The sequence below is a fragment of the Eubacterium sp. SB2 genome, from assembly GCF_001244405.1.
Lineage (GTDB): Bacteria > Bacillota > Clostridia > Lachnospirales > Lachnospiraceae > Faecalicatena > Faecalicatena contortus_B.
Window position 1 is genome coordinate 423,108 of the sequence record NZ_LN865153.1, and the last position, 13,468, is coordinate 436,575.

11 protein-coding genes are annotated in these 13,468 nt (G+C 46.9%); 4 read left to right on the forward strand and 7 right to left on the reverse strand.

Annotated elements, in window-relative coordinates:
- Positions 1-40: 40 nt before the first annotated feature.
- From BN1938_RS14375 to BN1938_RS14400, 6 genes are all read right to left on the reverse strand, one after another.
- Positions 41-1,597 carry a response regulator transcription factor gene (locus tag BN1938_RS14375; protein WP_187376317.1) on the reverse strand — a complete coding sequence of 519 codons (1,557 nt, stop codon included), beginning with the start codon at positions 1,595-1,597 and terminating at the stop codon, positions 41-43.
- A gap of 10 nt (positions 1,598-1,607) precedes the next feature.
- Positions 1,608-3,404, reverse strand: a complete 1,797-nt coding sequence (locus BN1938_RS14380; RefSeq protein WP_050641266.1) for a sensor histidine kinase — start codon at positions 3,402-3,404, stop codon at positions 1,608-1,610.
- A gap of 213 nt (positions 3,405-3,617) precedes the next feature.
- Positions 3,618-4,703: a substrate-binding domain-containing protein gene (locus BN1938_RS14385; RefSeq protein WP_050641267.1), complete on the reverse strand. Its 1,086-nt coding sequence runs from the start codon at positions 4,701-4,703 to the stop codon at positions 3,618-3,620.
- Positions 4,704-4,731: 28 nt separating this feature from the next.
- On the reverse strand, positions 4,732-5,721 hold the full coding sequence (locus tag BN1938_RS14390; protein ID WP_050641268.1) for an ABC transporter permease: 990 nt from the start codon (positions 5,719-5,721) through the stop codon (positions 4,732-4,734).
- Positions 5,699-7,234, reverse strand: a complete 1,536-nt coding sequence (locus BN1938_RS14395) for a sugar ABC transporter ATP-binding protein (RefSeq protein WP_242843864.1) — start codon at positions 7,232-7,234, stop codon at positions 5,699-5,701. Before BN1938_RS14395 ends, BN1938_RS14390 begins: the two co-directional genes overlap by 23 nt.
- 15 nt (positions 7,235-7,249) lie before the next feature.
- Positions 7,250-8,278 carry a uroporphyrinogen decarboxylase family protein gene (locus BN1938_RS14400; RefSeq protein ID WP_050641269.1) on the reverse strand — a complete coding sequence of 343 codons (1,029 nt, stop codon included), beginning with the start codon at positions 8,276-8,278 and terminating at the stop codon, positions 7,250-7,252.
- Between the two features lie 251 nt (positions 8,279-8,529).
- Between BN1938_RS14400 and BN1938_RS14405 the strand changes: the two genes are divergently transcribed.
- The 4 genes from BN1938_RS14405 (at position 8,530) to BN1938_RS14420 (ending at position 11,962) form a co-directional block, all read left to right on the forward strand.
- Positions 8,530-9,204: a response regulator transcription factor gene (locus BN1938_RS14405; protein ID WP_050641270.1), complete on the forward strand. Its 675-nt coding sequence runs from the start codon at positions 8,530-8,532 to the stop codon at positions 9,202-9,204.
- 77 nt (positions 9,205-9,281) lie between these two features.
- Positions 9,282-10,199, forward strand: coding sequence for an ABC transporter ATP-binding protein (locus BN1938_RS14410; RefSeq protein WP_050641271.1), 918 nt, complete (start codon positions 9,282-9,284; stop codon positions 10,197-10,199).
- Positions 10,192-10,998 carry an ABC-2 transporter permease gene (locus tag BN1938_RS14415; RefSeq protein WP_050641272.1) on the forward strand — a complete coding sequence of 269 codons (807 nt, stop codon included), beginning with the start codon at positions 10,192-10,194 and terminating at the stop codon, positions 10,996-10,998. The genes BN1938_RS14410 and BN1938_RS14415 overlap by 8 nt, the downstream gene beginning before the upstream one ends.
- Positions 10,999-11,056: 58 nt before the next feature.
- Positions 11,057-11,962: a sensor histidine kinase gene (locus tag BN1938_RS14420; RefSeq protein WP_050641273.1), complete on the forward strand. Its 906-nt coding sequence runs from the start codon at positions 11,057-11,059 to the stop codon at positions 11,960-11,962.
- On the opposite strand, the gene BN1938_RS14425 is transcribed toward BN1938_RS14420, so the two are convergent.
- Positions 11,946-13,295: an MATE family efflux transporter gene (locus BN1938_RS14425; RefSeq protein WP_050641274.1), complete on the reverse strand. Its 1,350-nt coding sequence runs from the start codon at positions 13,293-13,295 to the stop codon at positions 11,946-11,948. The genes BN1938_RS14420 and BN1938_RS14425 overlap by 17 nt on opposite strands.
- Positions 13,296-13,468 lie beyond the last annotated feature (173 nt).

Below are 13,468 nucleotides of genomic sequence, written 5' to 3' on the forward strand. Positions count from 1 at the left end.
TCATGCTGTACTCCCGCAGTAGCTGTCCTGCGGAATCTGCCTACGTCAGAATGTAATTATTTTTATTTTCCCGGTACTCTTTCGGTGTCATCCCGGTAACCTGCCGGAACGCATGATAATAATTCTGGGCACTGTTGTAACCAACCGCATACACGATATCCATTGTTTTATACTCTCTTTTCTCCATGAGAAGAATCGCCTTTGATATCCGCAGTTCGTTTAAATAAACACTGATATTCCTTCCCACCTCCGCTTTGAAAACTCTGCTGAGATAGGATTTATTCACTCCTATCATGTCCGCCGTATTCTCAATGGAGATATCATTGCTGTAGTTTTCTTCCAGGTATGAGATCGCCTCTTTTATAATCGGGCTGTAGTTTGCCTCATACTCCAGATGTTCCAGAATAAATACTGTTTTCTTATAGATCCATTCTTCCATCTCCATACAGGAATCCATTTCATTAAGCCCTGTAATAGAAAAAGTACCCTCTTCATAAAACTGCTCCAAAGAAATATTATACTTTGTTACCAGATATGTCAAATATCCGAACAGCAGGGAATTGGTGTAGTACAGATAATTGCACTGCATCATTCCCTGGATATCCTTTTCATAAATCTGTCTCAAAATTGCCCGTATCTCTTCCGCTTTTTTTCTCTCCATTGCATCCTGCAGTTTTTTAAAGTTTTCGCTTAGCTTTTCCAGAATTCCTACTTCTCTTTTTTTATCAATGTTTTCAAAAAATACAATCTTTTCCCTGCCCTTAAATACCATGTAATCCAGCGCCTTGTTTGCGTCCTGATAATGCCTGCAGAGTTCTTCCGGGTTCTGGAACATCTGGCTGACCCCCATGGACATTCTGTACCAGGTCCGGCTCTCCAGCAGGTTCTTCAGCTTCACAACCGAATCGAACCTGGCCTGGTAGCTCTGCAGAAAACTGGCGCTGCTGCATAACCTCCCCACATAGCAGATTCTATTCTCCCCGATTCTGCATGCTGCAATATCATCCACCGTTCCCAATATCTGCATGGAATCCTGTTTCCCGCCGCCTTCCGCATCGATCAGCTCCTCCAGCAGGACCGCAATATAATAGCTGTACCCTTGTTTAAAGAAATACTCTTTCAGCTCTCCCGGCATTTCCCCTACTTCTATGGTTCTTTTCAGAAGGCTTCCCATGTGTTCTGATAATTTTCTTCCTGTAAGATCCGGCCGCTCGAGTGTGCGCTCTTTCTCCTTTGCCATACTTCGGAGCAGCAGATACAGTTCTTCCGATGTATAGGAATCCTTCAAAAGATAATCACTCACTCCCAGTTTAATAGCCATCTGCGCATACTGAAAACTTTCATGACAGCTCAGAATAACAAAGCGTTGTTCCGGATCTTCCTCTTTTATTTTCCGGATCAGTTCAATACCATCCATAACGGGCATCTGAATATCCGTAATAATCAGATCCGGCTTCTCCTCCTGATAACAGCGGTAAGCCTCCTGCCCGTTTTTTGCCTCCCCCGTGATCTCATAGCCGGCCTTTTCCCAGTCAACCGCCATCTTCAATAGCTCTCTTGCCGGAAACTCGTCATCTACAATTAAAACTTTATTCATGTTCACCGCCTCACTCATCCCCAAATTCCTTATATGGAATCATAAATGAAATAAACGTTCCAAACTCTTTTGAGCTTAAAATTGTCAGTCTGCTCTCTTCCCCATAATACAGATGCAGGCGCTCATTGACATTGGCAAGCCCGATATTCGTATAGCCCCGCTTGCTGTTCTTTTTCTCCTTCAGTATATTCCCCTGTATTTCCTGAGGGATTCCTACCCCGTCATCGCTGACAGATACCTTTACCCATCCGCCCTCTCGCGCCGTCGTGATAATGACCGTCCCGCCGCCCTTCGGTATAATACCGTGAAACAGAGAGTTTTCAACCAGGGGCTGCATGATCAGCTTCGGAATCATGGCGTTGTCCGTGTCATCCAGTATGATAAACCGTATCTTTACGTCCGCATCATATCTCTGCTTTTGAATCTTCATATAATTGAAGATATTATCCACCTCCTCTGAGACGGAGATATAATCTTTATCCGTTGTCATGCTCGTCCTTAGAAGCATGTTAAAAGCCGTGATCGTATCGGCCAGCTCGCCGTTTTCCTCTTTCTGAGCCATATATTTTAATGTGTTCAGCGTATTATGGATAAAATGCGGATTAATCTGGCTCTGCAGCAGATTCAGGCGGGATTTCATAACCGCCACCTCATAATCCTTCTTTTCCTCCTCATCGCGTATGATCTGTTTTTTCAGATTCTGGATATCCGATGACATGGTATTGAACCCATTTACCAGCACCTGGATCTCATCCTTTGTAGATGCTTCCAGCGGTTTAGGCTCTCCTCCTTTTCCCAGCTGCTCCATAGCTCCCAGCACATCCTGTATCGGCCTGGTAATTCCTTTGGATATACGGAAGCTGACCATAACAACTATTAGGAACATAACGACGGCTATGCAGAACATCACAAGGTAGATCTGCCACAGATTGCGGTTGATTCCTTTATAAGAAATCAGACCTGTAAACTTCCATTCCGGATAAGCGCTGATACTCTGTTGGTATACCAGATAACGTTCTCCGTCTATCGTAACCTTCCCATTCTGGAGCTTTCCTTCCATCTGCTGGTACAGCGTCTCCTGCTGCCCTGCCTCTTTCTGTTCATATATGCATGCGCCGTTCTGATCCGCAATAAAAGATTCCTGGAACGTATTCTCACAAATGATACCGGAATCACCGAACAAACTGGACTTTTTCCAGTTTACCAGAATATATCCCAGAGTCTCATATGTCTCGTTATCATAATACCTGCCATAATAAGTAACCGTTCCCTTTTCCTGCAGGGATGGGTTCTGGATCTCGAGTGGAAATGTATTCGGTTCGGACAGGTGTCTGAGCTTCTGGGTATTCTTGAATTGAGAGAATTCCCTGCTCCCCGTCAGACTGCCATACATCGTATTCGTACTTCTATTGTCCATAATATCCCCATCCACGTTTGCAGGCAGCGCAGATATGATGTCCGCATGGCTCTGCTTCACCTTCTGGAATTCCCTCGTCAGCGCTTCCTGCTCCTCTTCATTCAGTCCGCCGCCGGATAGCTCTTTTTTCATGTAGTCCTGTATGACGGTGTTATTTACCATGCTGAAATGCACCTTTTCCAGCCGCTTTATCTCCTGGCTGATCTGGTTATTGATCAGATCCACCTTCTGGTCCACCACCTTGCTCATCTCATCTTTCCATTTACTGACCAGGATAGTGCTTATCGCTGCAGTGAGGCAGATGGTAAATAATGCGATTACCAGCGAATAATACACTGTCATGCGCACATTAATATGTCTGGATGCCTTCCCCGGCATTTTCGCCTTCATACCAAGTTCCCCCTGTCATACAACTTCTATATCCATCATAATATCAATCTGGTTTTGATGCAACCATATTCCCCGAATCCCAAAGGCCTTTTATACGCCAGAATGTGCATGCAAACGGGATTCCGCCGCAAAGCTGCAGCTTCTTCCCGCAGGGTATGCGCCAAGCCCGGAAAAGCCGCATTCTGCTGCTCCTCCGGGTTTTGGTATGAACGCCTATTTTGCATCTTCACCCATGATTTCCTCATAGTCATCCTTTGTCACCATTACAGCTCCCAGAGGATATACACCATAATCTTCTCCGTCTTCCTTATACTCTTCAAAAGGAACCTTGCTGTCATCCTTTGCCCAGTTTACTGCCGCCTCAGCAATTGCCTTTCCATCCTCTGAAGCCATGAAGTAACCGGAAGCTTTGAAGCAGGAGGCATCTTTCTTAAACTCATCTTTTGCAAGATATCCGCCTAAACCTGTAACAACCGCGTCTTTATCCACACCAATGGACTCCATTGCCCTCGCCGCTCCCTGTGCCCCCTCTTCATTAGGAGCTGTCACAATCCAATATTTCACTTCCGGATGCGCGGTTACCGTTGCCGCTACCACTTCATATCCCATCTCCGAAGTTCCGTCATAATCGGCCTTTACGACTCTGTTTTCCGGAAATCCGGTTACATTTTCCATAATAGAGTCATACGCACCGTCTGCTCTTGGCACACAGGATGAGACCGTATCCATTGTCATGCAGAGATACATTGCATCTTCAGCCTTATCCAGCTTGTTTTCCTTGATGTAATCCGCAACCCATTCTCCCTGTGCCGTTCCTACTTTGTACGCATCCAGTTCCAGGGCCGGTGCTATATGCACACCATTCTCATCAATCAGACCATCCGCATCCGCAAAGACCTTAATGCCCGCCTCTTCACATTTTGCTACCGTTGTCTGGCTCAGATCCTGGTCAGGCGGGCACACGATCAGCACATCCACACCCTGGGCAATCATATTATCAACCGCTGTAAGATATGTCTCCGGGTTCATTGCCGTATCCGCCAGAATGACTTCTGCTCCCAGTTTCTCTGCTTCCGCCTTCAATACATCTGTTACCTGGATGAACCATGTCTGTGATAAATCCTTGCAGACATAGCCGATCTTTATGTCATCATCATCCTTTTTCTCCGACTTTGCTTCCGTCTTTGCACTGCCTTTGTCCCCGGCATCCGCAGAAGAATCACTGCTGCCGCATCCGGTCATAAGCCCTGCTGTCATGGCCATCGCCATCAAAAATACCATCATTTTCTTTTTCATCATAATAATGTCTCCTTTTTTTATGTAATTTTTATTTTTCTTTTCTGTTTCTTAAATAATCAAATGTCAACGCTACAATCAGCAGCAGGCCGCGGGCTACTATCTGCCAGAAGGACTGCACATTCAGCATAAGAAGTCCATTATTAAATCCCTGCAGAATAATCAGTCCCAACAGCGCTCCGGTAAGACTGCCCTTGCCGCCGGTCATTGCAATGCCGCCGAGTACCGCAGCCGTTACCGCGTCGAATTCAAGTCCGTCACTTGCCGTAGGCTGTCCTGAACTCATTCTGGATGCAAGGATAACCCCGCCGAAAGCCGCCAGTGCAGAAGTCAGCATAAACAACTTTGTCTTTACTGCTTTTGCATTGATACCGGCAAGTCTGGAAGCCGCCGCGTTCCCTCCGACCATGTACACGCTCCGACCGAATTTTGTCTTATCCAGTATGATTATAAAGACAATAAAGAGAAGGATAAATATAATAACCGGAATCGGAATATTAAACACCCTGCCTACGCCCAGCTTAAGGAATGCCTGGTTTTTGATAAATACCGCTTTCCCGCCGCATATAATATAGGCAAATCCACGGGCTATGGACATGGTCGCAAGCGTTGCGATAAATGCCTCCAGCTTCAGCCCGTTTACAAGGCTCGCATTGATGAAACCAATCAAAGCCCCAGCAGCAATTACGATGATAACTGCCAGCCACATATTGACGCCCTTTCCGATCAGTATAGATGCCAGTACACCGGAAAATGCCGCCACTGACCCGGGGGAAAGATCCACCTGCCCGCATATCAGAAGATAACTCTCCCCAATCGTTACCAGTCCCACAATAGCACAGGAGACCAGAATATTAATAATATTGACCTGAAGCAGATACTTCCCGCCCGTCAGCACATTGAATATAATCAGCATAATAATAAATGCGATTACTAATCCCAGTTTATCTGACTTAATCATTCTTTGAAATACTTTTTTGAAAATATTGTGGTCTGTCTTACTGCATTGCTGCTGATTCATTCCCACTACCTCCTAACATATCTTTCATGGCAAGAGTCAGAACCTTTTCATCGGTAGCTTCCTCTCCGGACAATTCTCCTGCAATATGCCCCTGGCACATTACTACAATACGGTCGCTTAAGCCCAGCACTTCCGGAAGTTCTGACGATATCAGGATCACTGCCATCCCCCGTTTTGCAAGGTTGCAGGCCATCTGATAGATCTCTTGTTTAGCCCCTACATCAATTCCCTTCGTGGGTTCATCTAAAATCAGCACTTTCGGGCTGGCTGCCAGCCATCTGGCCAATATTACTTTCTGCTGGTTGCCTCCGGACAGTTCGCCGATTTTCTTAAATCTGTCCGGCGTTTTTACATTGAATTCACGGATTCCGTTTTCTGCAATTTCAGCTTCCCTGCGCCTATTCAAAAATCCAAACCTGCTTAGTTTAGAAAGAATCGAAATACTGATATTCTCTTCAATGGAACGGTATGGCACAATTCCCTGGTCTTTTCTGTCCTCAGGACATAGGGCAATTCCTTTTTTGATTGCATCTGCGGGTGTTCGGCATACCAGTTTTTCGCCTTCCATCCAGACTGCCCCTTCAAGCACCGGATCTGCCCCGAAAACGGAACGCATGATTTCCGTCCGGCCTGCTCCCACCAGCCCTGCAAATCCCAGAATCTCTCCCTCATGAACCTCAAAGCTTACATTTTTCACGTATTCGTTTGATACATTGTCCACTTTCAAAATGGTTCTGCCGATTTCTTTATTGCGGTCCAGACTATCGAAAATATCTCCCAGATCCCGTCCTACCATAAGGCCTATGATTTCGCTTTCCACCGTATCCTTTGTCGTCAGTGTATCCACATATTTCCCATCCTTCATAACAATCAGCCTGTCCGTAATCTGGAAAATCTCCTTCATTCTGTGCGAAACGTAAAGGATAATCATGCCTTCCTTCTTCAGTTTCATGATAATCTCAAACAGCGTTTCTATCTCGGTATCGGAAAGGCTGGCCGTAGGCTCATCAAAAGCGATAATCTTAGGATGCCGCCTGTAGGACTTCATAATCTCCACCATCTGCTGGTAAGCAACCGACAGGTCTTTTACCTTGTCTTCCGGACGAATGGGCAGTTTAAACTCATTAATAATACTTGCAGCATCCTCATGCAGCTTTTTAAAATCTACAAGCCCAAGGCTGTTGGCCGGCGTGTCTTCCATAAAAATGTTCTCCGCCACTGACAAATAAGGAATGATCTGCCTTTCCTGATAAATGATGCTCACTCCTGCCCTGATCGCCTCATGCGGGCTTGAAAAATGACACTCCGAGCCATCAATCAGATACTGGCCTGAGGTAGGGATATAGTCCCCGTTCAGGATCTTAAGCAGTGTACTTTTTCCGGCTCCGTTTTCACCTACCATGGCAACAACTTCCCCGCCGTGTACCTGGAAGCTGATATCGTCAAGAGCCCTCACGCCGGGAAATTCCATCACGATATTTTTAAATTCCAGTGTTCCCTGTTTCTCTTTCACCTCCTGCACTCCTTTCTATTTGAAAAACTTCTCCTGGTTCTGAAATACCTCTGCCATGGCCATGATATTTTCAGGCGGTACATCGAATGCAAGCGCATGTGTGGGTGCAATGATCAGCCCGCCGCCGTTATGCAGCGCTTCATAGACACGGATACATTCTGTTTTTACTTCCTCAGGTGTCACAAACGGCAGACATTGCTGTGTTGAGATGCCTCCCCAGAAGCTAAGCCGGTTTCCGTATACTTCCTTCATTTTATATATGTCATATACCTCGGGCTGGAAGGTCTGGTAACAATTCAGCCCCATCTCAATCAGATCCGGGAACAGCTCATGGCAGTCTCCGCAGGAATGCTGCATCACATACAGGCCTTTATCCCGTACCTTTTTATACAGGCGGCCCATCTGCGGTTTGATGTAGTGCCTCCAGTGATCCAGTCCCATGATCAGCCCCTGCTGCTGGCCCCAGTCGTCACCAAAATAGATGCCGTCAAAGTCATACTCCAGAGCTATGTCTACCAGGCGGCAGAAGTAGTCACCAATCTTTCCGAAAAGCTCCTCCGTTTCATCCGGACATGTAATCATGCTGCACAGTACATTTTCAATTCCCATCAGCGACCACGCCCGTTCAAACATGGAAAATCCAAACCCATACATGATGAACCTGTCATCCTTCTCCTTGTCCGCGGTCATCTCCTCGAATTCTTTCCTCAGCCTGGCCTCATCGCATTTTGGAAATTCATAATCATAATCTTCCAGATCCTCAATCAGGTAATCTTCCGGCAGCCCGATGTCCTTGTCGGCCCCGTTCCGGTTCCATACTACCCCAAATTCGTCCTTGTAGTACCCTGGTTTGCCAGGGATCTCGGTAGGCCACCCCCAGTATTGTTTGTAATACAGATAGGTTCCAAGCTTACTCTCGATATCAGGATCGCCTGTGTATGCAATCAGGTTTTCCAGTGCCTGCTCGGTAAAATCCATGTGAAATGGTATCGGCTGTGTCTCTTTATGCTCCAATGCCCGAATAACAATCTCTCTTCTCGTCATTTCCCATCATTTCCTTCCCTTTGATTTAATGATATCTTAGCAGATTTCAAAAATGGATCATTCAAAAGAAATGACTTGTTATACAAAAAATTTGACTTTTAACGGTATTCACAAAACCCGGAGGCTCTGGAGGCTGGCAAGCATCCGTTTCGGTTCTAATGACTTTCCCGAAGATTTATGGTATGATTGTCGTGTATATATTTTGCCGAAAGGATTGCCATGTGCACCGGCAGGTTAAGGAGTGTAACAGTATGTATCGTATTCTTATTGTTGAGGATGATTCTGATATTAATCAGATGATTTGTGAATATCTAAACGGAGAGGGATTTTGCTGCTCCCAGGCCTTCTCGGGGAGCGAAGGGAAGCTGCTTTTTTCTATGTCGGAGTTTGATCTGGTTATTCTGGATCTGATGCTGCCGGGGATCCCGGGGGAGGAGCTGATCGAAGTTTTTGCAGACCGGGTTCCGGTGATTGTGCTTTCGGCTAAAAATGGGCTGGATAGTAAGATTGAGCTGTTAAAGGCGGGGGCAGATGATTATATGTGCAAGCCTTTTGAACTGCCGGAGCTGCTGGTCCGAATCCAGGTTCAGCTCCGCAAACGCGGACGGCAGCCTGAGACAGGAACGGATGAGACGATTCTGTCTTATCGGGAATGGACGATGAATCCCGCGAATCATGAGATGACGGCGGGCGGAGTTCCCATCGAGCTTACGAGCCATGAGTTTTTGATCATGGAATTGTTCCTGCGGAATCCGAAACGGGTGTTTTCTAAGCAAATGATCTATGAATATGCCTGGGGTGAGGGGTATCTGGCAGAGGATAAGACGATTAATGTCCATATCAGCAATATCCGCTCCAAGCTGAAAGACAGCGGAACGGATTCTTATATCCAGACGGTCTGGGGATTAGGCTTTAAACTTTCTTAAACATTTTTGAGCACTTTATGAAACTTTGCGTTTTATAATAATGCCATAATCAAAAACTTGAAAAGGGAGTTAAGCTTATGAAGGAAGAATACGCTGTAGAGACAAAAGGGCTCTGCAAGACATACGGAAACACAGACGCGGTCAGCCAGCTGGATATGCGGGTAAAGACAGGGGCAGTATATGGACTGATAGGACCGAACGGTTCCGGTAAGTCCACCACATTGAAAATGCTCTGCGGACTGGTGCGCCCAACACATGGGGAGGCCAGACTATTCGGCAGGAATGTAAATGAACCAATGGTCCGCAGAAGAATGGGCGTGCTGATTGAGGAAGCCGGACTGCACCACGACCTGACGGCACGGGATAATGTGCGGATGAAGGCGGAATGCATGGGGCTGGCCGACCCAAAGAATATCGATTCAGTACTGGAAATAACCGGACTTGCCAATGCAGGTAAGAAGAAGGTAAAACATTTTTCCATGGGAATGAAGCAGAGACTGGGAGTCGCCCTTGCGCTCCTTGGGAATCCCGATCTTTTGATTCTGGACGAGCCGATCAACGGACTGGACCCGGAAGGAATCCGGGAACTGCGGGAACTGATGAATACCTTGAATGAGGAAGGCAAAACGATACTTTTAAGCTCCCATATTCTCGGCGAACTGAGTAAAATCGCATCCCACTATGGGATCATTCGTGAAGGAAGGATGATTGAACAGATCAGCAGGGAAAAACTGGAGGAAAAGTGCCGCGATTATTTCCAGCTTGAAGTGGATAATGTGGACCGTGCACTTCCCGTTATTTCCGAGAATCTAAGCGATGCCGGCGTGGAAGTTTATGATAACCAGACCCTGCGCATCTACGGTTTCACGGACAGCGCATGGCTGATCCAGCTGCTGGTCACCAATCAGGTCCAGGTGTATTCCTCGGGCTTCCACCACATGAATCTGGAAGAATACTTTCTGGATAAGATGGAAGGGGGTGCCCGCAATGCTTAATTTACTGCGTATGGATCTATACCGGATGAGAAAAGGCAAGGCTGCTTATATCTGCCTGGGCATAATTTTGGCGACAATCGCACTTGTTTATTTTCTTCTCTTTCTGATGCTCACACCCACAGGACAGGCGGCCGCAAGCAGACTTGGCATGATGGATTTTGTAGAGGTGGAGGAAGCAAAAGCCCTGTTCAGGGAGATTAATCTTCTTCTGGTATTCAGACAGTCCAACATGGACGGCGGATTTTTCGCCCTTGTACTCACGATATATTTTACTATATTTGTGTGTGCTGATTTTAAAAATGGATTTATTAAAAACATTATGTCCGTGCATGTAAACCGCTGGAAATATGTTGGGAGTAAGTTACTTTCCTTCGCAATCTTAAATATTATCTATCTTGCTGCGGCTTATTTGTTTACCTTTTTAGTAAATCTGTTAATGGGCGGGAATATTCCTGTTACCAGATTCAGCTCTGTGCTGTTTTTCCTGGCTCAGGCATGGGTTCTGACTATGGCAATGCTGGCGCTGGTTCTCCTGGTATGTATGCTCACCCGCAGTATTGCAGCCGGAATTCTTGCAGCCGTATTGGTGGCAAGCGGAGTAATCGTCACCATGCTGAATGCGCTCCTTGGGCTCTTTCACGCGAATGGCTGGCTGAAATATACGTTATACTTCAGCCTGCGGGACGCGCCGGAGGTGTACCAAAGTCCTGCAGACCTGGCAGGATTTGCCGTGGGAGTTGTGTTCCTGATTGTGTATATGGTAATTGCAGGAACCGCCTTAAGTAAGAAAGATATTTGACCGGCATCCGGAGTAAGTCTGCCCAGATTGTGAGATAAGTAACAGGAGGTATGTTCATATGATAATCTTCACATTGGCCTTTGGTGCCGCCGCAGTGATTCTGCTGATACGCTGCATCCGTTACCGCCTGGAAATCCGGTCCGTCTGCCGGCAGCTGGATGAACTGGCCCAGGGCAGCCACATGGAACTGTTTGTAAATCGTAAGGATAAAGCTTTCGTGGAACTGTGCCGCAGACTGAATCTGGTGATGAAACTGAGCCGCCAGAAAGAGATGCAGTACGACAAGGCTCAAAAACGGCTGAAGCAGAACATTTCCGCCCTGGCACATGATATCCGCACCCCGCTGACAAGTGCAGCGGGGTATCTTCAGATGGGAATGGAGTGCATGGATGGTGAAAAAAGAGACCGGTATCTGACCGTCAGCCAGGACCGGCTGGAAGAGCTGAAAGACATGCTGGAGGAATTGTTCCTGTACACGAAGCTATCCAGCAGTGAGTTTGAACTTTCTATCCAGCCAGTACAGATACTTCCTCTGCTGGGTGAGTGCCTGGTGGGTATGTACCGGCAGTTTGAAGAAAAGGGAGTTGAACCAGTCGTGGAATTCGAAGATGAAGGAGTCCGGGGTATGGCGGATGAAGAATGCCTGACGCGCATTTTCCGCAATCTGATTCAAAATGCTCTTCTGCACGGCACCGGCGGGATTACAGTGAAGCAGGCCGGCAGCGTGCTGTCTTTTGAAAATCCTGTCGCCGAAGATACTCAGATGGATGTGGAACAGATATTTGACCGGTTCTATAAGGCAGACGGGGCACGCCGCAAGGGTTCCTCCGGACTGGGGCTTGCAATCGTCAGGGAAATGACGGAGAAGATGGGCGGAACGGCCGATGCAGTTCTGGAACAAAATGTATTAAAAATCCGGATCACACTGCTGCAGGAAAATACGCTCTTTAAGCGTCCCGAGTAAGCTTGCGTATCCAATTTCCATAATGTGATTCCAGAAAAGCCGGCACACATTTGAAAATCTGGTCGGCATTCAGACAGCATACAACCACAGCCGGGGATGCTTTTACGACGAATGCCATAATAAAGGAAAGCGGAATTACAATCATCCAGATACTGACCAGATCCATTTTCACAACAAACATTGCATTGCCGCCGCCCCGGATAATTCCGTTATTCGTGGGCATCTGATAAGACATGCCCACGATCACCACGCTCAGGATAAGCAGGAATGTATTCGCCATCTCCTTCGTGGAAGCGGAAAGTTCATACAGATTCAGGATGGGGATTCTAATAAAGAACAGAATAATCCCGGAAACAATCCCAATTCCCAGAAACAATTTCTGCAGCCGGATGGAATATTGTTTCACCACTTTGATATCTCCCATCCCGATGGTCTTGCCAATAATAATAGAAGCGGTGGATGCCGCGCCCACTGCCATGGATTTGACCATCATAAAGAGGGTCGATGCCACACTGTTAGCGGCAATCGCTGCAGCAGTCATATGTCCCAGTATTACGGTCTGCAGAGCCGTATTCAGGCCCCAAAGCCCCTGCACCACCAGCATGGGCGCTGTAATCCTGAAGTAATCCCTGCAGAGAACCCGGTCAAACTGCAGGTAATCTTGCAATTTCAGGTTCAGCCTCTTCTCCTTTTTCACTACAAAGACGATCAAAACCGCACATTCTATGATTCTGGCAATCAAAGTCCCAATTGCCGCCCCTCTGGCTCCCAGCTCCGGCGCTCCGAAGCGTCCGTAGATAAGAACATAATTAATCCCGCAGTTCACAAAAAATGTCACTGCAGAAAGGCACATAGCGATCCGCACCACCTCCACACTGCGCAGAGCCGCCAAAAGCAGCTGAGTAACCGCAAAAAGCAAGTATGTAAACCGAATAATCCCCAGATACTTCACGCCTTCACCAATAATCGCCTGATCCGTCGTAAACATCCCCAATGCCCGGTAAGGAAACAGACTGACCAAAACAAAAAGCAGCACCCCGACAGCAAGCGCCGCATGCATGGCAGAAGCCGCAATCTTCTTCATCGGCCCCACCTGCTTCTTTCCCCAGTACTGGCTGCAGAAAATAACAAGCCCGTCCCCCAGCGCCATCAACAGCTGCTGATAAATAAACTGAATCTGATTCACCGCCGCAACCCCGGCCAACGAAGTCTCACTATAAGCCCCCAGCATCAGATTATCTGCCAGATTCACGCTCAAAGTAATCACATTCTGCAGCACCAGCGCACTATATATCTTAAAAAAATTCACATAAAACGCTCGATCCTTAACCATTCCCACCACCTCATAAACAAAAAATATTGCTAAACGCTATTCATTATACGCCTGAACCAAATATTTTTCTATCATAAATTCCCTTCTCTTCCTTATACAAAGAAAACTCGTAAAAACTCAGGCAAATCTAAACGATTACGAAAACTCCCCATATCCCCTCCAGCCCTTCCTGC

What these genes read in the sequence shown, in the direction of transcription:
- BN1938_RS14390 (WP_050641268.1), bottom strand. Translation starts at nt 5,721, where the DNA reads ATGAATCAGCAGCAATGCAGTAAGACAGACCACAATATTTTCAAAAAA.
- BN1938_RS14400 (WP_050641269.1), bottom strand. Translation starts at nt 8,278, where the DNA reads ATGACGAGAAGAGAGATTGTTATTCGGGCATTGGAGCATAAAGAGACA.
- BN1938_RS14425 (WP_050641274.1), bottom strand. Translation starts at nt 13,295, where the DNA reads ATGGTTAAGGATCGAGCGTTTTATGTGAATTTTTTTAAGATATATAGT.
- BN1938_RS14405 (WP_050641270.1), top strand. Translation starts at nt 8,530, where the DNA reads ATGTATCGTATTCTTATTGTTGAGGATGATTCTGATATTAATCAGATG.
- BN1938_RS14375 (WP_187376317.1), bottom strand. Translation starts at nt 1,597, where the DNA reads ATGAATAAAGTTTTAATTGTAGATGACGAGTTTCCGGCAAGAGAGCTA.
- BN1938_RS14420 (WP_050641273.1), top strand. Translation starts at nt 11,057, where the DNA reads ATGATAATCTTCACATTGGCCTTTGGTGCCGCCGCAGTGATTCTGCTG.
- BN1938_RS14380 (WP_050641266.1), bottom strand. Translation starts at nt 3,404, where the DNA reads ATGAAGGCGAAAATGCCGGGGAAGGCATCCAGACATATTAATGTGCGC.
- BN1938_RS14385 (WP_050641267.1), bottom strand. Translation starts at nt 4,703, where the DNA reads ATGATGAAAAAGAAAATGATGGTATTTTTGATGGCGATGGCCATGACA.
- BN1938_RS14410 (WP_050641271.1), top strand. Translation starts at nt 9,282, where the DNA reads ATGAAGGAAGAATACGCTGTAGAGACAAAAGGGCTCTGCAAGACATAC.
- BN1938_RS14415 (WP_050641272.1), top strand. Translation starts at nt 10,192, where the DNA reads ATGCTTAATTTACTGCGTATGGATCTATACCGGATGAGAAAAGGCAAG.